The sequence below is a fragment of the Synechococcus sp. PCC 7335 genome (assembly GCF_000155595.1).
Taxonomy (GTDB): Bacteria; Cyanobacteriota; Cyanobacteriia; order Phormidesmidales; family Phormidesmidaceae; genus Phormidesmis.
Genome location: NZ_DS989904.1, coordinates 1,503,175 through 1,525,271, shown reverse-complemented (window position 1 = coordinate 1,525,271; position 22,097 = coordinate 1,503,175). Strand labels below are relative to the sequence as shown.

The window sequence follows — 22,097 nt, the reverse complement described above, 5'->3', positions numbered from 1 at the left end:
GCAACTGTCTGACCTCACGAGATAAACTCTACGTTTCGCTATCACCACTTGCGAGCGTAAAGAGCGTCATTTCCGGTGGACAAAATATTCTTACTGGGATAATACTCATCCCAATACCTACGTTGACATAGAGGTTATTGCCGGCCTGTCCATAGTCTTGTATCCAGCCGTCGGCAGTCACTTCGTCGCCTTGAGTGAATTTCAGCCAAGACCACTGGGGAGAGTTGGGTATTCGCATTTGTCCACCGTGGGTATGACCAGCAACGGCTAAGGGTGCCGTGTTCGGCGGAAAGCGTTCGAAGCTGTCTGGGTTGTGCATTAATACGACTCTAGGGCTGCTTTCAGGAACTTCGGCTAGGGCCGCGTCCGCATCATCTCGATTGGCCCAAAGCGAACCGACAGCCACAAGGTAGAGCGGTTCGCCACCATCCGCTAGCTGCATTTGGGTAGATTCGTTCTGGAGGACCACTATGCCAGCGGCCTCTAGCTCAGCTGTTAGGGTGCTAGCTAGCTGCTCTCTGGGGTCTGCTGTTTTACTGCTCATGCCGTAGTCGTGGTTGCCGAGTACTGCATAGGTTGGAATGCCCGCATCCACTAGTGGCTCGACGATACTGACGGCGGTTTCTATCTCTTTTGTGGGGTCAGAGCCAGCGTGGTAGATAAAGTCGCCGCTAACCAGGACGGCGGCAGGGTTTGCCTCAATTGCCTGCTCAACGCTGCGACGCGCAGTACCTGGATTATCAGCCCACATGCCGATCTGAAAGTCTGAAATCTGGACAATTTGTTTACCTTCCCAATCTGCCGGTAAGTTGGGAATTGTAGCCGTCTCTTCTTTTGTGTTTAGAAGACGCGGTTCAATAAGCCCCCAAACAGCAAGCAGGGCGATCGCGCTACCAAGTCCGATAGCGACGTATTTAATCCTCTTTAAAACACTCATATAACTCTTTTTATTGCTACAGAGATGAGAAGTTAAGAGATATCTCTTCTCTCCTAATAACTCTCTACATCCAGAGTAGGTTTCTTTTCTCTCTTTTGTCTCTCTATCTTTTGAAGTAGACGTTGATTGCGATTCAAAGTCTGCTATTCTGTTGAAACATTCAAGCTTTTTACCTGTTTTCGGTATTTTTCATCCTCTGCATTGCAATGGGTAGTCTGAAGATGTCGTAAATACTTTGTTCTTTCTCGCTTTTGAAGAGGCGCCATGGATTATCGGTACAGTAATACCAATTGATGGTGAATAAACTAATCTTCATCTCATGTATAGCAATGCTTCTAAGCTTGTGACACTTCGTTACAGCCACACCTGCACTGAGCGGTTTGGCAATTAGCATTTTCGCAGTAAGTTGAGCAGCACGGACTCCGAATACAATTGCGCTAACCTCGGCGCCTAGCCTTACTCATCATCTTTTGAGACAGACTAAGCTGTAGCTGCTCTCTAGCAGCCCAGTCTTGCAAGATACGATAGAAAATTTGACGATCGCGGCTTTGCAAAACAGCCGTCTGATCGGCGGTTTCAATTGCGTAGGGATACCCGTTGCCAACGATCACCTCAGCGCGGACCTGATTGATCACCGTATCAGCTAGCCCAGCCTCCCAGATCCATTTGGGCAACTCTAGGCGAGCGGGGTAGCCAGTGTTTGTTTTCAGGTAGGTAAAGGCAAGGCGATCGCGCATTTCTCGATAGTCGTTGAGAATGCCGCCGCGATCACAGATCATCATTGGAGTGTGATCGCCCCACTGCATCATTGGGCTCAGCAGCTTGGCGTCATAGATAGCACGAGATTTATCTAAATCGTGAAAAGTCCGTAGCAGCGTGATGATGTCGTTTGATTCAGGCGTATCTACATAGCCCACTAGGGGCACCTGGTACTTTTCGCTAGCCTGTAGCAGTGTTAATACCTGCTCTACATAAGGGGTACGGATATTATCTTCGAGCATAGAGGCAAAAGAAAGCACTAGCGAACCATCACAAAAGACCAGACATTTCTCTGGATCGCGGCCTTGCTGGAGCGCTCTATCTTTCGCAGTCTTGATATAGTCAGTAAGCCGCTGCATCTCCATCGAGAACCGCCGCATATTGATCCACCGATCCATGGGCTGCGACCTGTCAGCGACCAAATCTTTCGGCGTCATTACATCAAGCAGGATATCTTTCTCGTATGTGCCCGCTACCGAGTGATGATTCTCAAACCAGCCAATTTGAACTAGGGCGATTGGAATGGAAAAATCCTTTTGGGGAAACACCTGCGAGCCATCTACTGCAAAAGTCGTGACATCGCTAAGGTGCTGCTTGACCCATTCTAGGCTCTGCTCTCTGTTATCCCATTGCAAATGGCTGCGCATAATACCATGGCTCTTAGCGCTAATTGGCTCTAGGGGCCGCACACCGATGTCACTAGACTGCGCTTGGATCCACTGCGATCGCTTTGTAGAAGGCAGCGCTATCCACTCATCCCAAGCCGTTCGATACTGAGTTAGATAGCTAGAAGTACTGGCATCAAAGCTAGAAAAATCAGCCCGCTTGCTGTTGAGTACTGACTGAATTTGAGACGGTTTGATAGCCATAGAATCCTAGACTAAGCAGATAGAACAAGAATACTAAAATAATCCAATGTTTCACATTGCTATAACTCTTTAAGCGATCAGCCAGACTGAAGTGGTTACTCTTACTGAATGTAAACCAGTGTTGCAATCTGCTTAACATTAACGGGGTTTCAGTACTTTCGCATAAGTGACGGTGATACGATTCTCTCCATAGGTTTTTTTATTACGTGGAGCATAAGCCCTTGGCACTTCGGGTTGCGGTTGTAGGCGGTGGTCCGGCGGGTTCTTCCGCTGCGGAAACACTTGTAAAAGCTGGTATTGAAACGTTTTTGTTCGAGCGTAAGCTAGACAATGCGAAACCATGTGGTGGGGCCATTCCTCTGTGTATGGTTGACGAATTTGATCTACCCCCTGAGATTATCGATCGTCGAGTTCGCAAGATGAAGATGATCTCACCCTCGAATGTTGAAGTCAACATTGGTGAGACTTTACATAACGATGAATATATCGGCATGTGCCGCCGTGAAATCCTAGATGGGTTCCTTAGAGACCGAGCTGAAAGGCTAGGGACTAAGGTAATCAACGGAACGGTTCATAAGCTGGAGATTCCTGGAAACGACAAAGATCCTTACGTCCTTCACTACGCTGATCATTCACACGGTGGCTTGCAGGGCGAGGCGAAGACGCTCAAGGTAGACATGGTAATTGGCGCAGATGGTGCCAATTCTCGGGTGGCTCGGGCAATTGATGCGGGTGACTATAACTATGCGATCGCTTTCCAAGAGCGCATTCGCCTACCCGAAGACAAGATGGCCTACTACGAAGAGCTAGCCGAGATGTACGTCGGCGATGATGTCTCTCCTGACTTCTATGCCTGGGTCTTCCCCAAATACGATCACGTGGCTGTAGGCACAGGCACTATGCGCCCCAACCAGGCTCGCATCAAGGAGCTTCAGCGCGGCATCCGTCAGCGCGCAGCCAAGCGTCTAGAAGGCGGCGAAATTATCAAGGTAGAAGCTCATCCCATTCCTGAGCATCCCAGACCGCGCCGCGTCGTTGGCCGGGTCGCACTAGTCGGAGACGCTGCAGGTACTGTGACCAAATCTTCTGGCGAAGGTATCTACTTTGCAGCGAAGTCTGCGCGGATGTGCGCCGAGACCATCGTTGAATTTTCTAACAGTGGCGAGCGGGCACTCACAGAAGATGAGCTAAAGCTCTATATTAAGCGTTGGGACAAGGAATACGGCCTCACTTACAAGGTGCTCGATATCTTGCAGCGTGTCTTCTACCGCAGCGATGCATCGCGCGAAGCGTTCGTCGAGATGTGCTCTGATATCGATGTACAAAAGCTGACCTTTGATAGCTACTTGTACAAAACTGTTGTCCCTGCTAACCCGCTCACTCAGATGAAGATTACCGCCAAGACGGTCGGCAGTTTGCTGCGTGGCTATGCGCTTGCGCCCTAGCCTGCACCCAGTGAACTTCTGTTCAACAATTTCTAGCTAACCCTGCGTTATTCTCTTTGTTCAAGCGTCCTTTAGTCATTTAAAGGACGCTTTTTTTATTCTTGAAGCGAGCTGAGTTTTGTGTTAGCACTTGAGTCAGTTTCACCTTAGCGGCAGTTCGGGTTAATGGCCCTATCCTAGGTGAAGATCAGGAGCGAAGACCAGGCTTTTTAGATGGGTTGATCACCTACTCCCACCCATCATCTAAAAAGCCTGGTCTTCAAAGCTTGACATATCGGAGGATACGGTTTGATTAATTTCGTCAATCTCAGCGTACCTATCGTCCCTTTTACGCTCTTCTTATTTCAAACCGACATTTAGTTGAGTACGTCCCATTACACAACTTTCGAAAGGGTTGAGAGCCAGAAAAGACTTTCGAAGCTAGTTGTACGACTAGCAGCGCTATTCAAACAAAAAGTTAAGGTTCTGAGTTTAGAGGATTTCGATTAAACATTCAGTAGTAAGTTCTCTGCCTAACCGGTGGTCGTCGTTTGACGTTCCGATAGAGTCAATGCGTGAACAGCAGGATCAGTTACCTTTGTCACTTTGCCTGGAACAGTTTGAATAATAGGTATGTGAATCGTAAATTCTGTACCCTTACCCAAGATAGAACGACATTCCAACTCCCCATGGTGGCTTTCGGTTACAATTTGATGACTGATAAATAGCCCTAGACCAGTGCCCTTTCCTACATCTTTTGAGGTGAAGAAGGGATCAAATATGTGGGTGCGGATACTATCGGGTATTCCACATCCATTGTCCAATATCGATATGGTTACCTGGTTATGAAGGAGACTTACCGTCCGAATCGTAATCTGGCCGGGTTTAGTTTCCATCTCCTCTAGAGCTCGACTGGTGTTGGCATATTCAATCGCATCGATGGCATTAGCTAATAGGTTTAAAAACACCTGATTCATCTGACTGGCGTAGCATTCCACTGGCGGTAAACTTCCATATTCTCGAATAACCTGAATAGCTTGATGCTCTGGACCATTGTTCAAGCGATGCTGCAGAATCAGTAGAGTACTATCAATACCTTCGTGGATGTTCACAGCTTTATATTTTGCTTCATCTTTACGAGAGAAGTTGCGAAGGCCTAACACTATATCGCGAATGCGCTCGGTTCCCATCGTCATAGAAGATAAAATCTTAGGCAGGTCAGCTTGAATGAAATCGATATCTATATCTTTATCTTTAGCAGTAGCTTCAACCTTTGATGATGTCTGAGGGTAAAGGGTTTGATAAAGCTTCAAGATATTGAGAAGATCAAAAGTATGTTCCTCAACGAATTTTAGATTGCCATAAATAAAGTTAACTGGGTTGTTGATTTCATGAGCTACACCAGCCACCATTTGTCCTAAGCTAGTCATCTTTTCTGCGTGAATCAACTGAGATTGCGTCTGCTTTAGCTGCGATAGTGCTTCTTGCAAAGAAAGATTTTCAGACTCTAACTCCACATTTGCCGCCGCGATTTGCCCTATCTGAGCTAGCACCCCAAAGCTTTCGTAATAGCTTACAAACCGGATTGCGACGGCGACAGTCAAAAGGTCAAATAGCGTTTGAATTCTGGCCCACTGACCGAACCCTAGCATTCCAAAACCCTGCATTCCATGTCCTAAGGCGCAGCTAGAGAAAATCAGAACGATAGTCGCAACAACCGAATTGATGCCCGCTTTTCGGTTTTGCCAAATACCATAGGAAATACCACTCGCAATCATGGCGTAGCAGCCAGAGATAATGAAGTTTTCTAAAGCCAGCAAGACCGGAAGATATGGAGTAATAGAATCCACCAGTAAAAACATGATTCGTTGGATAAGAGGATACGGATATAGAGCAGTCTTGGATCCTCAAAGAAGTTCTTCGAAGATGAGATTTGAAGAAGGCAGTGATAGCTATCTCAAAGTGTAGAATTCCCAAATAGCGCTTCTGGGTCGAACTTTCAGTTGCAAAGCCACGAAGGAGTTCGGCCGATGAGAACTATATGACGAGCTCGTTATATAGTTCTCATACTTATTCAGCGTTTGACTCGTGCTTAAGTATCCTTGTGCCATAGCGATACAATAATTTGAGCGGAGTAAAAAGAAGGTAAGCGGATGACAGGTAGGTTAATTAGGGCAACAGCAGCAGATGGAGGTATTCGTGTTATAGGGGTTACGACGACTGAGCTGGTTCAGGTTGCGCGTGATCGCCACCAGCTTTCTTATGTAGCGACGGCAGCTTTGGGTAGAGCCATGACAGCCGGACTGCTACTGGTATCGAGTATGAAGAAGACAGAATCACGGGTGAGTATTCGGATTAAAGGTGATGGTCCGTTACGAGGGCTGATGGTAGATGCAGGGCTAGATGGGACGGTGCGGGGCTACGTGGAAGAGCCGCAGGTGGAGATGCCGCCAAGTGCAGACGGAAAGCTGAATGTAGGTGCGGCGATCGGACGAGAAGGGTATGTGAATGTGATGCGAGATGTGGGCTACGGTCAGCCGCATGCCAGTACAGTGGAGCTAGTCACAGGCGAGATTGGCGACGATTTGACTCACTATCTGGCGACTTCTGAGCAGACACCTTCGGCTTTAGTTTTAGGTGTGTTTGTTGGTGCGGATGGTGTAGAAGCAGCAGGTGGATTGTTGTTGCAGGTGCTGCCAAAGGCAGCTCGCGATGAGGTGCTGATCTCTCGACTAGAGTCTCGGCTGAAGAGTTTGACAGGCTTCACGCCACTGCTGAAAGCAGGGAAGACACTACCTGAGATTTTTGAAGAGCTAGTAGGCGATATGGGACTAGAGATCTTGTCGGAGTCGCAGGATGTACGGTTTTATTGTCGGTGCAGCCGCGATCGCATGATGGGCGCCCTCAAGCTGCTAGGGACAACCGAACTTACTGACATGATCAAAGTAGACGATGGCGCAGAAGCCACCTGTCAGTTCTGCAACGAGGTTTACCATGCTAATAGCGATCAGCTTCAGAACTTGATTGAAGAGCTTCAAGCAGGCAGAGTATTGTAAAGCATTCGCCACTGGCTACCGAAACCTTGCTTGCAAGCTGGATTGATTCTAGGGCGTTTCCTATAGCCATCCTAGATGATTTGTGAAAACGAGCCGTACATGTGCATCTTGGGAAAGTCGAAGACTTCCAGCGACAAGAATTGCTCGAACAAGAACTTGACGCCTTTGAATGATGGCTTCAGTCCTGCCAATCGTCGCACACTGTTCTTTGCCTGTAGCCAAACATCTTCAATCGGATTCTGAGTCGGGTCGTTGGGCGCAAACTGAATGCAGTGAATCGGCCACTGCGACGCTGGTAGGCCGTCGTTGGTCCGTGCTAGGAAGTCTCGAATCTCATGAGCTCTATGGTAGCTCGCCCCATCCCATAGCAACAGTAGTCTTTGCTGTGGGAACTGCACTTGTAAGTACCGCAAGTAGGCGATGGTGTTAGCCGTGTTGCCAGCGCCGTAAGCCCCAAACAACACGCGCTTGCTCAGCAAGTCGAGCGCACCGTAGTAAGTTTGCCGGTCGCGTTCGTTCACAATCGGCACCTCGACGCGCTGACCTCTAGTACCCCAAACGTAGCCTTCCAGGTCAGCACTCATCAGGTGACATTCATCCATGAACAGCACTCTGAGCTGCCCACGCCCTATCTCGTCTCGGTAGTGCGCCAAGCAGCGCTCGATGTCGGCTTTTTTGCCGCCACCGCCTCAGCATCGCCCTTCGGGTTGACTTTGCTTGTCTTCTTCCAGGTGATACCCGCTGACTCGAACAGGTCGTAGTAGCTCTGTTTCGAGGCATAGACCACATCGTAGTCTTCTGCCAGATGACTCTCTAGCTCGCCGAGCGTCCAGATACGTTTGCTACCTAGCCAAGCCAGCACCGCTGCTTTCTCAGCACCACTTAGAAAGCTCTTCTTGCCCTTGTGCTGGGGAACAAACCCAGCTAGCCCGGACGCTTCGTACAACTGCTTCCATTCGCTGATAGCGCCGAGCGATACATTCAGAACATCGACGACGCCTTGATAGCCGTGCCCTTCGTACAACAGTTTGACCGCCAGCGCCTTCTTCACCTGACGCGCATCTCGTTCCTTACGGATGAACGCTTTGAGCTCGGCTATCTGCTCAACTTTATCAACAGCCGCAGTCTCTCGAACAAACGCCTTATCCATCGCTGTAACCACGCATTAGAGCATTGCTAACCCTATTCTATTTCTCCTTGTTCGGGTTAGTTCGACCGCTAGTGCAGCTTTTCGCTTTTTATACCGGATGGCTATATATCTATTGATTGCGCTAGTTGTAAATTGTTGCTTTGCTTTCGTATTTTCAAGTTAGCCTCACAGTTAGCCTTCGTGCGAATAGAGAAGACTACGGTTGCTGTCACTATTTCTACTGTTCTCTCGCAGCTGTTTCTGATAGGGAATAGCCTGTCGTTTTCGCTTAAATATTGGATAATAGAGGAAGATTCAAACAGCCTTTTAAGCTTGGCTGTGCAAAGGTTTAGGCATGATTCAAACCACCCTATTTCCAGATACTTTTAGGCAGATCTTTTCTCTTTCTAACGATCAAATTGCGCTTGCATTTGAGCAAGTCGCAGACCTCTTAGAAACTCAAGGGGATGACTACTACCGCATTCGTGCTTATCGCAAAGGAGCGCAATCTATTCGCGCTCAAGATCGTCCTGTAGTGGACATCTTTGAAGCTGAGGGTGTAGTTGGCTTAGAAAAACTTCCCTACATTGGCAAACGGTTAGCCGCCTCAATCAAAGAGCTGGCACAGACTGGTGAGCTAGGTTTGTTGGCTCGTTTGCAAGTAGAGACATCTCCAGAACGTTTGTTTACCAAAATTCCTGGTATTGGCCCAGTTTTAGCGCGTCGCATTCATAAGATGCTAGAGATCGACTCTTTAGAGGCACTAGAGCAGGCGGCCTATGACGGCAGCTTAGCTCAGCTTTCTGGCTTTGCAGAGGGACGAACAATGCTAGTCCGTGATTCGGTCGGTGCCATACTAGATAGAGCTGCTGTCCAACAGCTACATAGAGTAAGGTCCAGAAAGATGTCACCATCTGCTGCCCAACGCTCACAGGCACGCAGACCGACCGACCAAACGCTAGAACAGGTCATAGACTCGCCCTCTACTAAGCTACTGTTAGAGGTAGATGCCCAGTATCGTTACTTGGCAAAAGCTGGTCAGCTCAGGATGATTACACCCCGTCGGTTCAATCCGGAAGGCAAACCCTGGCTACCGGTGATGAGCTTGCAGAAAGAAGGCTGGTCATTCAACGTTCTCTACTCCAACACGGCTAGGGCACACGAGCTAGGTAAAACGAATGATTGGGTTGTTGTCTACTACGAGAAAGTGGACGGAGCCGACAGCCGACAGGGGCAATGTACTATTGTGACTGAGTCCTATGGGTCGTGTAGGGGCGATCGCGTAGTCAGAGGCGAGCTAGCAGCGGCATCGTAAACGGATAGAAAAGCGATAGGCAGCTTGACGAGTCACTATTCCCAGGGGAGTAGTAGGCTTGTCATGATGTAGCTGATCAGCGTACAGATTAGGATGGACGCTGCGCTAGAGAGTCGAGCGAGGTGCTGGCGAAGCTTTGGATTGTACTCTAGTGAGTCACCGACTATCTCTAGGGTCGGTCGGTAGTTTTTGCCATCAGTGACTTCGGCATCAATGGCCAACTGATGGGTATGGAGGGCTAAGTCTCTAAGGATGCGTCGCAGCCAGAAGGTAAGGCCAATAGTTCCACCGAGCGCCAGCATTGATACGAGAACAGGATGAAGAATGATGTTGATAGTGGCGATCGCCCTTTCGGAAAGCTGATAGCGAACTAAGCGTAGTACCGCCCAAATCAAACCCGAGATGCCAGTTTTGTAGAACAAAGATAGGTAGGCGCTTCGATCTTCTTCTTGGAAGCGGCGGGCGATCGCAACTTCTACGGTCTCGGGCGCTGCCTTCAGTGTCTTGGCAGGTGTGCTGTTAGATTTGGCCTTTTTGCTTTTTCGAGCTGGTTTTGTGGCGGTAGAGTCGCGAGAGACTTTTGGACTAGACACTTTAAGCCGAGAGTTGGATCGAGAGGTCCGCGATTTGCGCTTTGATAGACCGGTTGCGATCGCTGTCTTGCCTATCGCACCCCCGTCATCAGCTCGAATAAGTCCCAGCTTACTAGCTCGTTCAACGGGTTGGACTCCAGCGGATTGGGCTCCAGGGATGGCCGAGATCGGTGGAAATTTATCGGCTTGTCTATCGTTGCTTGCTAACGTTGTATCTCTTGCGTCAACCGACTTTCTCCCAGGTTCCTCATCCGGCTTGGGGGAATTTCCGAAGGGGCTTTGACCGTAGGTTTTAGAGTCGTATGCCATGCTTGGTTGAGATGCGTCTTGCTTGCGGTCTTACTGCGGTCTTACTTTAGAGGATGGCGGCTTAAGGTGCGGTCGTAGATAGCCTATCAGTCGCCTCTTCAAACACCTCTAACGGCGTGTTACCCGGAAATAAGAAGCTCTGGTCTGTGTTCGTGACCAAAAAATTAGGGGTGCCACGTATTTCCAAGGCTTTCGCTAGCTGAATATCTTGATTGATGGCAGCTTCAGCTTCAGGGCTGTTGCGATCTTGATTAAACTTTTCGATATCTAGTCCAATCTGCTCGGCTAGCTCTACGTAATAGTCTTCGCCAAGCCTATCTTGAAAGGCAAAGAGGCCGTCGTGATACAGCCAAAATTGCCCCTGCTGCCCCGCGGCCCAACTCGCTTTAGCGGCTGGTTCGGCTTCAGGGTGAATGCTGACGAGGGGAAGTTGCTTGTAAACATAGAGTACGTCCTCGTCGTGCGCCTCAGCGAATGTCTTCATGCTGGCAGCGGCAACGGCACAGTAAGGGCATTGAAAATCCGAAAACTTCAACACCATCACTTTTGCATCGCGAGGTCCTTTAGTCGCAGAGCTAGCTATCAGCTCATCGCGAGGCGTTTCGTCTACTACCGATTGCACCTTCGCCATGCGAGCTTCCCATTCTGCTCGCATGGCAGCGACTTCTTCCTCAGTAGGCGCTGCTTCAGGAGAGGCCTCCTCAGTAGGCTCTACGACTTGACTGCTAGCTACATCTTCGGTGGATGGATTGCCACAGGCAGCTAACCCGAGCAAGGTCAGTGCGATCGCATACCGACCCGCTGACCGAACTACGCGCCGAACCGTCGACAGTGCGGATTGCCAAGAGTCTGCCCAAGCGTAAGCCATAATCAATATCCTGATAGCGAAGGGTCCTACCCTCCTAGACAATAACAAGGGATGACTATGCAGGTGTAGCACTAGACGAAAGATACTTAAGGCATCCTTAAAGAACAAGCGACTCCTGCATGCTGGCTAGTCAACCCAGCCGATATCGTCATCGTTTAGCATGCTGTTGTTCTGCCCACCCACGGGGGTACCCCTTTGAATGGCATATTCGGGAATAGATTTGTAGCTAGAGTATGGACGTCTCACGCTCAAACCGCTTTTTTTCTCCGCTTTGGCTTTCGCAGCTTTCTCTTCGGCGGCTTGCTTTTCGGCGGCTTTTTGCTCAGCCGCTTTTTGTTCAGCCGCTTGCTGCGCTATAGCTTGTTTTTCGGCATCAGCTAGTCGCTTTTTCTCTGCTGCTTGACGTTCGCTAATTTTGAGAATGGTCTGTCTAGCTTCCTTGAGCTGCGCAGTCACTTTCTCCAAGTCAGCATCTTTTGCTCTATGCTTGCTTTCGGACTTCTCTAAACTATCCTTCAGTTCAAAGATACGATTTTGATGGGTTTCGACATCATCTTGTAGTGCGCTAATTTGAGATTCTGCTTTGATCAACGCGGTCTCTAGAGTCTCAATTTTCTGGTTTAGCTGAATAGTGTTTGCATCCGCTGCTTTCGTTTTTACTGTGGTTGCTTTTGAAGTAGCAGCTTTTGAAGTAGCGGCTTTTGAAGTAGTTGACTTATTCGCTGCAGCCTTTGTAGATGAAGCCTGAGCTGAAGGTTTGGCCGTCGCGGTCTTGGTGGCTGATGCTTTCTTAGCGGATGGTTTGCTAGCAGTCCGCGCAGTTTTGGCTTTTGTCTCGGCAGTCGGTCCGTCGGCGCTACTTTCAGCGCTTGAGACTGGCTTTTCGACTTCTTCTTTGAGCAGGTCGGCAATCCGCTTTTTGGTCATGAGTCTTTCCAGTCCCTTTTGATTTCGTTGGCAACTCGGTTGTAATCGGCTTTCGCTTCGGTAACGTTTTTACCTTTTAGCTGGGTGATCGAGACCCCTTCTAGCGCAGCTCGTTCGTGGGCTTTGTAGGTTCTAACAAAGGCGTGGCAAGCGGGAATGTCTAGCTCCATCAGCATTGTCTGTGCTTCTAGCGCCTCACCTAGAGAGCGAGAATCTACTTTGGTGAGTAAGACTCGGTGAGCAACGCCAACAGGAACGATAGATTGTTTGACTGTATGCACTAAAGCAGCAATGTCCATCGGGGCCGGAGGTGTCGGCAGTAGTAGATAATCGGCTAGCGGAATGACGGCAGCAAGGACATCTGAGTTGAGTGCAGGCGGGGTGTCTACGACAATCAATTCGTAGCTGTCTATCTCTTTTAGTTTACCAAGTAATGCTGGATCGCTTTCTTGGCTGACGTCGTAGCCTAGGGTGCGATCGCCTCGATTGGCCCACCAAGTTGCCGAGCCTTGTGTATCCGCATCGACTAGCAAAACAGATTGGGTTTGGGCGAAGATGGCGGCTAGGTTGACGGCGGTGGTGGTTTTGCCGACGCCGCCTTTACCATTGAAAACAACTAGGATTTTTGGAGACATACAAGGGGCTGTTGAGAGAGTCGCTAGCTTGATCAGCCGACGTGTTAAGAATAAGGGCTATTGCCACTATCTGCTGATTTTGTATAGTTCCTGTTACGACGGGGTTGGGGATCGGTGCTTGTGAGCATTATCAATAGCGGGGAAAGATGCAAGCCTTCAAGATTTTGGGAAACACACTATAGATAGATCCCTGGCCCGGAGCCTCTATTGCGTCTTCCCCATGCCCCTCCTTATGCTGAGAGACTTTACAGTCTGCTTGGGGGCTGCACGTGGCCTCCCCCAACCCCCCGAAGAAGAGACTTCAGGTAAGAAGGGTTAGAGGTGATTTCTTGTTTACCTTTGTCTTTGGTTCTAGAAATCTAGGTTGTCTGGTGTGCGGGGAAAGGGAATGACATCGCGGATGTTGCTCATTCCAGTCATGAATTGAACGAGTCGCTCAAAGCCTAGGCCAAACCCTGCATGGGGGACTGTGCCGTAGCGGCGAAGATCTAGGTACCACCAGTAGTCTTCTTGGGGTAGGCCGGCTGCTTTGATGCGGCGCTCTAGCACGTCTAGTCTTTCTTCTCTTTGGGCACCACCAATGATTTCGCCGATGCGAGGCGCTAGTACGTCCATGGCAGCAACTGTTTTGTTGTCGTCATTCAAGCGCATGTAAAAGGCTTTGATTTCGGCTGGATAATCGGTAACAATGACAGGTTTTTTGAATAGTTCTTCGGCAAGATAGCGTTCGTGCTCGGACTGCAGGTCAATCCCCCACTTAACGGGGAATTCGAAGGTTTTGTCGCCGTTTTCAATGGCGCGCTCTAGTTGGGCGATCGCGTCGGTATAGGTGATGCGCTCGAAGTCGTTGTCAATAATATTTTCGGCTGTCTCTAGAACGGTTTTGTCAATGCGCTGATTGAAAAATGCCATGTCGTCTGCGCAGTGTTCCATCACGTAGCTAAAGACATATTTCAAGAAGGCTTCGGCTAAATCCATGTTGCCTTCTAGGTCACAAAAGGCCATTTCGGGTTCGACCATCCAAAATTCAGCGAGATGGCGAGCGGTGTTAGAGTTCTCAGCGCGAAAGGTGGGGCCAAAGGTGTAAACGTTACTAAAAGCCATCGACATGATTTCGGCTTCGAGCTGACCGCTAACGGTGAGATAGGCAGGTCTGCCAAAAAAGTCTTGGCCGTAGTCGGCTTTACCACTTTCGGTTTTCGGAATGCTATCAAGGTTGAAGCGGGTGACGGTGAACATTTCACCAGCACCTTCGCAGTCGCTAGCAGTCAGTATTGGTGTGTGCATCCACAGAAAATCACGTTTCCAGAAAAACTCATGAATAGCGGTGGCACAGGCGTTGCGGACTCGAAAGACAGCACCGAGTGTATTTGTACGACTTCGTAAGTGACCGATAGTGCGCAAAAATTCAAAGGAGTGGCGTTTTTTCTGCAGCGGATAGGTTTCGCCATCCGACTCGCCAAAAACTTCGATCTCACTCGCTTGTAGTTCTACCCTTTGCCCTTTTCCAGGAGACTCAGCGAGAGTACCCGTGATTTGAACGGAGGCACCTGTGCTAATGCGCTCTATCTGTTTCTCATAATCTGGAATATCTTCAGGTGCAATTACCTGAAGACCATTCATAGAAGAGCCGTCATTGACTTCTATAAAGGTGAATTTCTTTGCGCTGCGTTTCGTTCTTACCCATCCTTGAATAGTTAGGCTCTCGCCTGGTTGACCTGATTTTAGAATATGCTTGATGCGCTGGGAGATAGTCATAGAAAGAGCAGCAGCTCGGGTTTTCTGGTATCGAGTGTGCTTACTATTCTATGCGCTCAAGCCTCTATGCTTTCAACTCTAGTTGCTTTCTATGACTGCTTTCTCCGGTTGCTTTCCAGGTTTTCTATTTTACCAACCAACTCTCTTTAGCCACCTAAAGCGAACTTCTAGACCAAACTAGCCGACTAGATCACCTAGCCATAGATGCAAAAACCAACCGATGACAATGCCTAGGCCAACAAAACGAACGACTTGCCAGAAGGGTTCTCGCAGCTGCCGCCAAGACAGTAAGTGGCTTTCTAAGGTCACTTTGAGCGCCTCAATGCGATCTTGCATGTGAGCGAGATCTTCACTAGGCAAATTACTCAGATCGCTCATAGCCAGCTTTTCGTATTTGACTTTGGCACGGCGAATGGCAAAAAAGCGATCGCGTAGTCGCAAAAAATCATCGGCCGTCTGCTTCAGGTCTTTCTCAAAGCTAGCCAACTCTTCATCACTGGGTAAATGAGGTAGCCTAGTAGACGCCTTTCTGAAAAATTTCATATATGCTGCAAAGGATAGAAGGACGTTACGGTATAGAACGATGACCACTTCCAGTCACCCCCCAATCCCACCAACTCATCAAGCTCCAAGCGAGGAGCTCGAGACGAAAGAGACCACCAGGCAAAAGCTTAATAGCCAAAAACTTAGTACTAAGGAACGTACCCTGCTTCAGTCGTTGAGCGCTGAGGTCTTGGCTCAGACGCTAGCTGAGAAGCTTGCTATCTCAAATCACGATTGGCACAAGCTCAGCGCTAATCGTAATGTCCGCGCCAAAGAGCAGGCTGCTGCCGCTCTAGTGTACATGCTTAAAGACAATCCCGAAGAAGCCTTACCTCGTCTGACACAAGCGGTCGGCTGGCTAGACAAGACACTCAAAGCACCTCCTTGTCCTACGCATGGAAAGCGCAAACGCACTGCAGAGCCTGCGCCCGCTACAGACCTTGGATAGAAGCCGCAGACCACCTATGCCACCACAGCTCAATCCGCTTTATAAAAAGGGCTGGGCTAGCTATCCCCAACCAGGGTAGAGGTGGCTGAATTTGCTTAGCAAGCTGAATCTCTTTGCCATCATTACTCCAGCGGACCTGATCGAATACCTGATGCAATATATAAAGGCCACGACCACAATCGCTGATCATTTGGGCCTCTAGCAAGTAGCTGTCGCCAGCCGGACAGGGACAGGCAGTGGGCTTTTCAAAGCCTTTACCTTGGTCGGATACAATCCACCAGTAATAGCCGTTCGCTTTGGCATAGCGCACCGATACAACTTTGCTAGGATCTAGCTGATTTCCGTGCTTAGCAGCGTTTACTAGCGCTTCTTGCAAACCCAACCGCAGCTCGTCATGTAGCAGTCCGGGCATAGGCGCTAATAGCGCATCTAGAATGGGACGAAGATAGAGTGTTGAGGAAAAACTAAGGCTATCCCACCGCTTTACAGTACAGGGATCAGTACTTAAATCCGTAATAGAAGACCACTGGTCATTAACAGATTGCTTCCGAGAAGATGGTGCATTGTCGCGCACTTAAGCAACTCTCCTACAGGCTTGAAAACTACGTTAAAGCGAGGCTTAAAACATACGTTAAAACGAACAAATTATTAAAACAGTTAGATGAATCGGCCAGCTAATGTTCTCTTAAGCAATTAGCCCTGCAGACAACTGCCTCAAGCAGCTGATGCTCGTATTATCAAACAGAATTACTTTTGAAGCAATAAAAATGAGTTCTATTTTAATCATTCTTGATATGATCATATTCTATCAGAAGATTTGACTAGATAGCTAAAACATAGCTAAAACGTGAAAAATATCTGTGCTTAGCCTCATGGATAGACAAGGTTGGTGAGTCTGTTGAAGACGGTTTCAATCAAGTTCTTTTTAGCGAGGAAAGTATCTGTATCTAGAGCAATTGCAGTTAGTCAAAACCCATCCTCACTGCCTCCTGTCATAGAGTTGAGCCCTCTATTAGCCTTCTCGATTACCCGTTCAAATTCGGAAGATTGGGATTTTACAACAATCGATAAAAGTTGAAACTTATAACTAGAAGTAGATTAAAACCAGAACTTCATTTCCACTCGTATAAACACGCAAATGACTATGTTATTTCAAACTTTTTAAGTTGATACCATACTCATAATTCAGCTATCTCAAGGGCTAATTAGCTTATCTTGATAGCAATTTACTATAGCAATTCACTAGATGCATACTCAATAAGAAGGTTACCCCTACAGCAGCTGGCTAGGCCTTTAGTTTGATTCGGCAACCGTTATGACTCCTGATAGTAGAGCACGCTGAGTGCGGACTGCTTGCGTGCGGGCTGCTATAAAGACTGCGGCCAAGTTGAGTAAAGCGATGATGTCAATTACCGTGAGTTACTCAGAGGTCTGGTGACTTTTAGCAGTTTCAGCTACTAGGTCCGATTTATCGTTTGCGAGGGTTTGTAGGGCGGCTATGGCGTCTGGATGTTGAGCGAAGTGACCTAGCGCTTGGGCTAGGCGGTGTCGAACTTGCCAGTCGTCGTTGTCTACATAAGGGAGTAGCAGAGGAATAGCGCGCTCGTCTTGCAGCTCACCAAGCGCACCCATAGCCGAGACTGACACCAGAGAGTTCCCTTCTTCTAAAGCGGTTTGAAGCAAGTCAAAAGCACGGGGATCGCCCATTTCTCCTAAGCAAGCGACAACACTCATCTGGACTAGCCACTCAGATGTGTTTTGGTACAGCGTTTGCAAATCGGAAAAAGCCTCAGTGAGTTTGAGCGCCCCTAGAGAGTCGGCGGCGGCGGCCTGTACGTCTGGTTCGGGATCGACGATCGCGGATTTTAGTAGGTTGAGTGCAACGGTAGGATCTTGCTCTCCTAAGGTAGAGAGTTGACTAACAGCGGCGTAGCGGACGCGAGTGTTGCTATCTTGACAGAGCGGTTGAATCAGCTTGAAGGCTGTGGCTGGCTCGATGTCACGCAATAGATTGATTCCTTTGATGCGATCGCCAAAGTTCTCTGAGTTGAGCAGGGGTCGAAGTTGCTCAGGCGTAGGGGCAGAAGACATGGCTTAGCAAGGTAGATGGACGTTTGGCTACTTGTTCAAGCGGCTACTTGTTTAAGCATAGAGGACTAGCTAGCTCTGAGGTTAAATGATTTGGGTGTTGTAATGTGGGCGTTGTAATTTCAGCGGTGCTACCCATCGCACTAGTCGCGCTGTGTGGCGTCTGGGTAGGCCGGGCTTTCTTACTAGATATCAAAACGCTAACCCGGCTAAATATCTACGTACTCTTACCGGCCCTGGTTCTAACAGGAGTCTATAGCAGCAGTCTAGAGATTGACACCACAGCGCGGATTGTAGCGGGGTTTTTGTTGAATTGCGCAGTGCTTTATGGGGTAGCGATCGCAGTAAGTAAAAAACTTCGGCTGCCTGCTGACACCCAAAAGAGCCTAATTGCCACCACCTTGCTCGCCAACACAGGCAATATTGGACTACCCTTTATCCTCTTTGCCCTAGGGGAAGTCGCCCTAGAGCGAGCAATCGTCTACTTGGTAGCATCAGCTATATTCATCACCAGCGTTGGACCTACTTTCTTGAAGGGCCAAGGTATCAGATCTGGGCTCAAGATCACTGTCAATCTGCCGGTATTTTGGGCGACGCTAGCTGGGATCGGATTGCAGACCTTTACGTGGGAAGTGCCGGTAGCGGTTGATAGAGCCTTAGAACTAATGGCAGACGCCGCGATTCCGATTGCGCTGCTACTGCTTGGCATTCAGCTATCTCGTATCCCTGTAAAGATTGGCCTGTACGAACTGATGGCCACCGGACTACGTCTGGTCGTTTCACCGCTGAGCGCCTATGGAATTGGTCGACTATTGCAACTCGAAGGAGTAGATCTCGCAGTCCTAGTTATGCAGGCATCTATGCCCGTCGCCGTCAATACTTTGATTTGGGTAACAGAGTTCGGAGGCGATTCCGTCCGCGTAGCCAAGACAATTGTCCTATCGACCCTCTTGAGCTTTGCCACTTTGCCAACGGTACTCTGGCTGATCACAAGATAGACGTCACTAAGATAAGAGCTAGCACCGCTACCAGTCTCCAAAGGACCTTCATCTAGCACACCTTCATCTAGCCCATAGAAACATAGGCTAAGAACAAAATTGTAGAGCGGCTATCTTTGGACCACAGAATTAGTTCTAAAAAGCCAGATCTTCATAATTTAGTCAGATTTGGGCTCTATCCTAGTAGTTGTATAGCAAAGTAAGGATGCATTCTTACTTTGCAGGTAGAGCTGCCCGTTGCCCCATAAAGGTTTTAGCCAATGAGCATGTCCTGAGCAACTCTACGAAAGCTATCACGGGTTTTGGGGTTATGCAATACATCTACTACTTCGCAAATACCAGCCTAGTGCTGCGCCTTTTGACCTATCTCTCTGGGCAAGCATTTATTTGCTTAGATTCGGCTACGGTGATCCATTTAGTGGACAGATGGGTCGTCAGAATAAAGCTAAAAGATTATCTTCATTCGCCGCAGAAACAAGACTTTTTGGCATTTCTCAATGAAAATGGGACGCCCTTCAGTTTGACGACTAGAGTAGCAAGTGCGATCGCTCACTTGGATGCGGGTATCAGCATTTCTGAAGTGATGAAACAGTATCATCTAGTGATTGTCTCTCATGGTGAGATCCAACCTGCTGACTTGACAGAATTCCGGACTAAGTTTGTTCAGGAACTAGGCTACTGCCCACCTAGCTTGGTGTAAGGACATGCCTAAGAGCGCATAGCATCCTATGAGCATCTGGCACATAAGAACGTACAGCAGTAGCAGTAGCTCGCTATGCTATGCACTCACTAGCGGCTGACAGGTCGGACAGTAGTAGATCCGACGATTGCTGACCATCTCCTTGATGATGGGCGTAGCGCAAGCGTAGCAGGGTTGGTTGACTCGACCAAACACCCGGTATCGATATTCGCGGTAGCTTAGTCCCTTTGCTTTCAATCGGTTTGCTAAATCGAGGTCGTTAGTAACGCCTTTATATCTGTAAGATTGATACGCAATAGAAATAGAAGCATTCGCCAAAGTAAATAGCTGTTCGTCAGTGCAGTCTATAGGCCGCATCTGAGGATGAAGCTGGGCCACAAACAGTATTTCACTGCGTAGATAGTTGCCGATTCCCGCTAAGAAGTGCTGGTCTAAGTAAAGCGTCGACAGGCGACGGCAGCAGTGCTTTTTAGCGCTTAGCAAAGCCTGCAAGACCTCTGGCTTCAGCTGCTTACTGAGTACATCAGGGCCTAATTTGCTCAAGAAGGGATGATTTTCTATTTCTGATTGGCTGCTTAAAATTTGAATGTCGGAGGCGCTATAGAGTAGCGCTGATTTCTTTTCATTGTGGATGGCAAACCGGAGCTGCCGATTGGTTTCAGGAAAGTCGTGAGCCTTTCGAACCATCCATTTACCATATAGCTGGTTGTGGGTATACACGCTGAGTCCATTGTCAAAATGAGTCAGCATAGCCTTGCCGCGCGTTTCGACCTCGGTGACCCGACAGCCTGATAGATCAGCCTCGAAAGGCTTGAGATGATCGAAGGCAAAGAAAACTTCAGTAGTGGGATAGGGTCGAATGGCGCGCTGAATCTTGTCGGCGGCAATGCGGATTTCTGGACCTTCAGGCATTAGGGAAGTGTGGGAATGAGGAGGTTGGGGAGTTTAGAGAGTTTGGGGAGAGAAGAAAAATTACGAAACCAACGAGTAGTGGCTAGGCTAGTTAGCGGATTGCGGTATCGTGATCATAGGTTAATCATGGCCCCATTGTTTTAGATAGCGCCTCTTGTGTATGACTTCAGCCAATCTTTCGGCAGCTAATCTTTCTGCTCGGCCGCACAGCAAAGCAAGACCGCTTAAGCCGGGTGCGGCCAAGCTGCAAAAGAACGATGCAGTGAATGTGGTCTTTGCGATACGTCCTATATTCACTATGTGAAAGATGCCTGCGCATTCTTGAATCAGCAGGTAAGTGATCTAGAGGCAGCAAATCACGGTCGCGCCAGAGATTTAGATAACGTGGACGAGCTGTATTTTGGTGTGCATCAGAAGATGGTGGCTGCGCGAAAGCTAGCGCCGATTGAAGGCGCACAATGGACAGGAATTGTCAGCACTTTAGCAATTGAGATGCTGGATCGTGGCCTGGTAGAGGGCGTGGTCTGTGTGCAGAACACGGAAGATGACCGCTTTCAGCCGATGCCAGTGATTGCTAGAACGCCAGAAGAGATTTTAGCAGCAAGGGTAAATAAGCCGACGCTCTCTCCGAATCTATCGGTGCTCGACCAGATAGAGCGTTCGGGCATGAAGCGAGTGCTGGTAATTGGTGTGGGCTGCCAGATTCAGGCGCTGCGAGCGGTGCAAGATCAGATCGGGCTAGAGAAGCTGTACGTGCTGGGGATGCCGTGCGTAGATAACGTGACCCGGGCGGGCCTGCAGAAATTTCTAGAGACGACCAGCCGTTCGCCAGAGACGGTAGTAGCCTATGAGTTCATGCAGGATTTCCAGGTGCATTTCAAGCATGAGGACGGCTCGGAAGAGAAGGTGCCGTTCTTTGGCCTAAAGACCAACAAGCTGAAGGACGTGTTTGCGCCCTCTTGTATGAGCTGCTTTGACTACACCAATTCGCTAGCGGATATCGTCGTGGGCTATATGGGGGCGCCTTTTGGCTGGCAGTGGATTGTCGTGCGTAACGAGACAGGCGCACAGATGTTTGAGCTGCTAGATGGCATTATTGAGACGCAGCCAGTAGAGAGTAGCGGCGATCGCACCCAAGCAGTCCAGAACAGCATCCCCGCCTACGACAAAGGCGTCACCCTACCAATGTGGGCCGCTAAGCTTATGGGCGTCGTGATCGAAAAAATCGGCCCCAAAGGACTAGAATACGCTCGCTTCTCGATCGATTCGCACTTCACCCGCAACTATTTATATACTCGGCGCAACCATCCTGAGAAGCTAGCAGCGCATGTACCCGAATTTGCCAAGCGCATCGTAGGGCAGTACAAGCTACCTAAAGAATAGATTCTCTTCAGATAAAAACTGAAGGAGAAACGTTGAATCGATTGGCCAGAGCACGAATGTGGTGAAGCTCTAGCTCTTCTTGCCTAGCGAGGATCTTAGTAACAGCTACTTTCTCGCCGAGTTCTGGCAGGTCTGACTCAGTAAGCGCATGTTCTTCCATCAAATAGGATAGTACTTCTATTCCATCACTATCTGGAATGGCATGATGCGTCTCTTCGTAGGACTGTATGACAAGGCTTAGAGTCTCTAAGAGGGTATAGAGAGGATGCGTTTCATCGGTACCGACTTCATCTACTAAGCTGTTCAAACGCTCAATACTATGGTCGTAGTCTTGTTCTGTGCGGATAGTAAGAATCGGCGCGATCACGCTCCACTGCTTTCGAATATCAGATGCAATAGCTGTCATAGTTTCCACTTCCCTTTGTTGTATTCCTTATGCGTCAAGA

General features: G+C 48.8%; 20 protein-coding genes and 1 pseudogene. 7 read left to right on the top strand and 14 right to left on the bottom strand.

Annotated elements, in window-relative coordinates:
• Positions 1 to 28: 28 nt before the first annotated feature.
• Both S7335_RS06735 and S7335_RS06725 read right to left on the bottom strand, forming a co-directional pair.
• Positions 29 to 937, bottom strand: a complete 909-nt coding sequence (locus S7335_RS06735; protein ID WP_006455797.1) for a metallophosphoesterase — start codon at positions 935 to 937, stop codon at positions 29 to 31.
• A 437-nt stretch (positions 938 to 1,374) separates the two neighbouring features.
• Entirely contained in the window at positions 1,375 to 2,565 is a 1,191-nt protein-coding gene (locus S7335_RS06725; protein WP_006457683.1) for a DNA double-strand break repair nuclease NurA, read from the bottom strand.
• Between the two features lie 221 nt (positions 2,566 to 2,786).
• Between S7335_RS06725 and chlP the strand changes: the two genes are divergently transcribed.
• Complete coding sequence (gene chlP / locus S7335_RS06720; protein WP_006454039.1) at positions 2,787 to 4,010, top strand: geranylgeranyl reductase; 1,224 nt, start codon at positions 2,787 to 2,789, stop codon at positions 4,008 to 4,010.
• A 512-nt stretch (positions 4,011 to 4,522) separates the two neighbouring features.
• Here chlP and S7335_RS06715 read toward each other — a convergent pair.
• A complete protein-coding gene (locus S7335_RS06715) occupies positions 4,523 to 5,851 on the bottom strand; it encodes a sensor histidine kinase (RefSeq protein ID WP_006456166.1) in 1,329 nt (442 codons plus the stop codon).
• A 291-nt stretch (positions 5,852 to 6,142) separates the two neighbouring features.
• Here S7335_RS06715 and hslO point away from each other — a divergent pair, with 291 nt between their 5' ends.
• Positions 6,143 to 7,045, top strand: a complete 903-nt coding sequence (hslO, locus tag S7335_RS06710; protein WP_006457199.1) for an Hsp33 family molecular chaperone HslO — start codon at positions 6,143 to 6,145, stop codon at positions 7,043 to 7,045.
• Between the two features lie 71 nt (positions 7,046 to 7,116).
• Here hslO and S7335_RS29430 read toward each other — a convergent pair.
• A protein-coding gene (locus S7335_RS29430; protein WP_369791677.1) for an IS630 family transposase occupies positions 7,117 to 8,195 on the bottom strand; the annotation gives its coding sequence in 2 pieces (ribosomal slippage) (positions 7,117 to 7,724 and positions 7,724 to 8,195; 1,080 coding nt in all).
• Positions 8,196 to 8,529: 334 nt separating this feature from the next.
• Here S7335_RS29430 and S7335_RS06695 point away from each other — a divergent pair.
• Positions 8,530 to 9,489, top strand: coding sequence for a helix-hairpin-helix domain-containing protein (locus S7335_RS06695; protein WP_006454473.1), 960 nt, complete (start codon positions 8,530 to 8,532; stop codon positions 9,487 to 9,489).
• Between the two features lie 35 nt (positions 9,490 to 9,524).
• Here S7335_RS06695 and S7335_RS06690 read toward each other — a convergent pair whose 3' ends face one another.
• The 6 genes from S7335_RS06690 to S7335_RS06665 all read right to left on the bottom strand — a co-directional run bounded on the left by S7335_RS06690 (position 9,525) and on the right by S7335_RS06665 (position 15,122).
• Complete coding sequence (locus S7335_RS06690; protein WP_006454834.1) at positions 9,525 to 10,391, bottom strand: hypothetical protein; 867 nt, start codon at positions 10,389 to 10,391, stop codon at positions 9,525 to 9,527.
• 61 nt (positions 10,392 to 10,452) lie between these two features.
• Positions 10,453 to 11,259, bottom strand: a complete 807-nt coding sequence (locus S7335_RS06685; protein WP_006457637.1) for a DsbA family protein — start codon at positions 11,257 to 11,259, stop codon at positions 10,453 to 10,455.
• A gap of 126 nt (positions 11,260 to 11,385) precedes the next feature.
• On the bottom strand, positions 11,386 to 12,186 hold the full coding sequence (locus S7335_RS06680; RefSeq protein ID WP_006456219.1) for a hypothetical protein: 801 nt from the start codon (positions 12,184 to 12,186) through the stop codon (positions 11,386 to 11,388).
• The gene (locus S7335_RS06675) at positions 12,183 to 12,821 is read right to left on the bottom strand and encodes a ParA family protein (RefSeq protein ID WP_006456896.1); all 639 of its coding nucleotides are present in this window, start codon (positions 12,819 to 12,821) and stop codon (positions 12,183 to 12,185) included. Before S7335_RS06675 ends, S7335_RS06680 begins: the two co-directional genes overlap by 4 nt.
• A gap of 351 nt (positions 12,822 to 13,172) precedes the next feature.
• Positions 13,173 to 14,579, bottom strand: coding sequence for an asparagine--tRNA ligase (asnS, locus tag S7335_RS06670; protein ID WP_006456769.1), 1,407 nt, complete (start codon positions 14,577 to 14,579; stop codon positions 13,173 to 13,175).
• A 177-nt stretch (positions 14,580 to 14,756) separates the two neighbouring features.
• Positions 14,757 to 15,122 (bottom strand): hypothetical protein, encoded by a 366-nt coding sequence (locus tag S7335_RS06665; protein ID WP_006453945.1) that lies wholly within the window; start codon positions 15,120 to 15,122, stop codon positions 14,757 to 14,759.
• A gap of 40 nt (positions 15,123 to 15,162) precedes the next feature.
• Here S7335_RS06665 and S7335_RS06660 point away from each other — a divergent pair, with 40 nt between their 5' ends.
• Positions 15,163 to 15,570: a DUF6439 family protein gene (locus tag S7335_RS06660; RefSeq protein WP_369791676.1), complete on the top strand. Its 408-nt coding sequence runs from the start codon at positions 15,163 to 15,165 to the stop codon at positions 15,568 to 15,570.
• Here S7335_RS06660 and S7335_RS06655 read toward each other — a convergent pair.
• Both S7335_RS06655 and nblB read right to left on the bottom strand, forming a co-directional pair.
• Positions 15,554 to 16,144 carry an anti-sigma regulatory factor gene (locus S7335_RS06655; protein ID WP_006453528.1) on the bottom strand — a complete coding sequence of 197 codons (591 nt, stop codon included), beginning with the start codon at positions 16,142 to 16,144 and terminating at the stop codon, positions 15,554 to 15,556. The two genes, S7335_RS06660 and S7335_RS06655, sit on opposite strands and share 17 nt — an antisense overlap.
• 845 nt (positions 16,145 to 16,989) lie before the next feature.
• The gene (gene nblB / locus S7335_RS06650) at positions 16,990 to 17,661 is read right to left on the bottom strand and encodes a phycobilisome degradation protein NblB (protein WP_006457711.1); all 672 of its coding nucleotides are present in this window, start codon (positions 17,659 to 17,661) and stop codon (positions 16,990 to 16,992) included.
• 104 nt (positions 17,662 to 17,765) lie between these two features.
• On the opposite strand from nblB, the gene S7335_RS06645 reads away from it, so the two are divergent.
• Together S7335_RS06645 and S7335_RS06640 are read left to right on the top strand one after the other, a co-directional pair.
• The gene (locus S7335_RS06645; RefSeq protein WP_006454985.1) at positions 17,766 to 18,656 is read left to right on the top strand and encodes an AEC family transporter; all 891 of its coding nucleotides are present in this window, start codon (positions 17,766 to 17,768) and stop codon (positions 18,654 to 18,656) included.
• A 310-nt stretch (positions 18,657 to 18,966) separates the two neighbouring features.
• Entirely contained in the window at positions 18,967 to 19,356 is a 390-nt protein-coding gene (locus S7335_RS06640) for a hypothetical protein (protein WP_038017314.1), read from the top strand.
• A 78-nt stretch (positions 19,357 to 19,434) separates the two neighbouring features.
• Here S7335_RS06640 and nei read toward each other — a convergent pair whose 3' ends face one another.
• Entirely contained in the window at positions 19,435 to 20,268 is an 834-nt protein-coding gene (nei, locus tag S7335_RS06635; protein WP_006457278.1) for an endonuclease VIII, read from the bottom strand.
• A gap of 160 nt (positions 20,269 to 20,428) precedes the next feature.
• On the opposite strand from nei, the pseudogene S7335_RS06630 reads away from it, so the two are divergent.
• Positions 20,429 to 21,651 (top strand): annotated as a pseudogene (locus tag S7335_RS06630) (Coenzyme F420 hydrogenase/dehydrogenase, beta subunit C-terminal domain).
• A gap of 7 nt (positions 21,652 to 21,658) precedes the next feature.
• Here the strand turns inward: S7335_RS06630 and S7335_RS06625 are convergent.
• Positions 21,659 to 22,057, bottom strand: a complete 399-nt coding sequence (locus tag S7335_RS06625; protein WP_006455053.1) for a type II toxin-antitoxin system HigA family antitoxin — start codon at positions 22,055 to 22,057, stop codon at positions 21,659 to 21,661.
• Positions 22,058 to 22,097 lie beyond the last annotated feature (40 nt).

What these genes read in the sequence shown, in the direction of transcription:
- S7335_RS06725 (WP_006457683.1), bottom strand. Translation starts at nt 2,565, where the DNA reads ATGGCTATCAAACCGTCTCAAATTCAGTCAGTACTCAACAGCAAGCGG.
- S7335_RS06685 (WP_006457637.1), bottom strand. Translation starts at nt 11,259, where the DNA reads ATGGCTTACGCTTGGGCAGACTCTTGGCAATCCGCACTGTCGACGGTT.
- S7335_RS06660 (WP_369791676.1), top strand. Translation starts at nt 15,163, where the DNA reads ATGACCACTTCCAGTCACCCCCCAATCCCACCAACTCATCAAGCTCCA.
- hslO (WP_006457199.1), top strand. Translation starts at nt 6,143, where the DNA reads ATGACAGGTAGGTTAATTAGGGCAACAGCAGCAGATGGAGGTATTCGT.
- S7335_RS06735 (WP_006455797.1), bottom strand. Translation starts at nt 937, where the DNA reads ATGAGTGTTTTAAAGAGGATTAAATACGTCGCTATCGGACTTGGTAGC.
- S7335_RS06675 (WP_006456896.1), bottom strand. Translation starts at nt 12,821, where the DNA reads ATGTCTCCAAAAATCCTAGTTGTTTTCAATGGTAAAGGCGGCGTCGGC.
- nblB (WP_006457711.1), bottom strand. Translation starts at nt 17,661, where the DNA reads ATGTCTTCTGCCCCTACGCCTGAGCAACTTCGACCCCTGCTCAACTCA.
- S7335_RS06695 (WP_006454473.1), top strand. Translation starts at nt 8,530, where the DNA reads ATGATTCAAACCACCCTATTTCCAGATACTTTTAGGCAGATCTTTTCT.
- nei (WP_006457278.1), bottom strand. Translation starts at nt 20,268, where the DNA reads ATGCCTGAAGGTCCAGAAATCCGCATTGCCGCCGACAAGATTCAGCGC.
- S7335_RS06690 (WP_006454834.1), bottom strand. Translation starts at nt 10,391, where the DNA reads ATGGCATACGACTCTAAAACCTACGGTCAAAGCCCCTTCGGAAATTCC.
- S7335_RS06625 (WP_006455053.1), bottom strand. Translation starts at nt 22,057, where the DNA reads ATGACAGCTATTGCATCTGATATTCGAAAGCAGTGGAGCGTGATCGCG.
- asnS (WP_006456769.1), bottom strand. Translation starts at nt 14,579, where the DNA reads ATGACTATCTCCCAGCGCATCAAGCATATTCTAAAATCAGGTCAACCA.
- S7335_RS06715 (WP_006456166.1), bottom strand. Translation starts at nt 5,851, where the DNA reads ATGTTTTTACTGGTGGATTCTATTACTCCATATCTTCCGGTCTTGCTG.
- S7335_RS06665 (WP_006453945.1), bottom strand. Translation starts at nt 15,122, where the DNA reads ATGAAATTTTTCAGAAAGGCGTCTACTAGGCTACCTCATTTACCCAGT.
- S7335_RS06640 (WP_038017314.1), top strand. Translation starts at nt 18,967, where the DNA reads ATGCAATACATCTACTACTTCGCAAATACCAGCCTAGTGCTGCGCCTT.
- S7335_RS06680 (WP_006456219.1), bottom strand. Translation starts at nt 12,186, where the DNA reads ATGACCAAAAAGCGGATTGCCGACCTGCTCAAAGAAGAAGTCGAAAAG.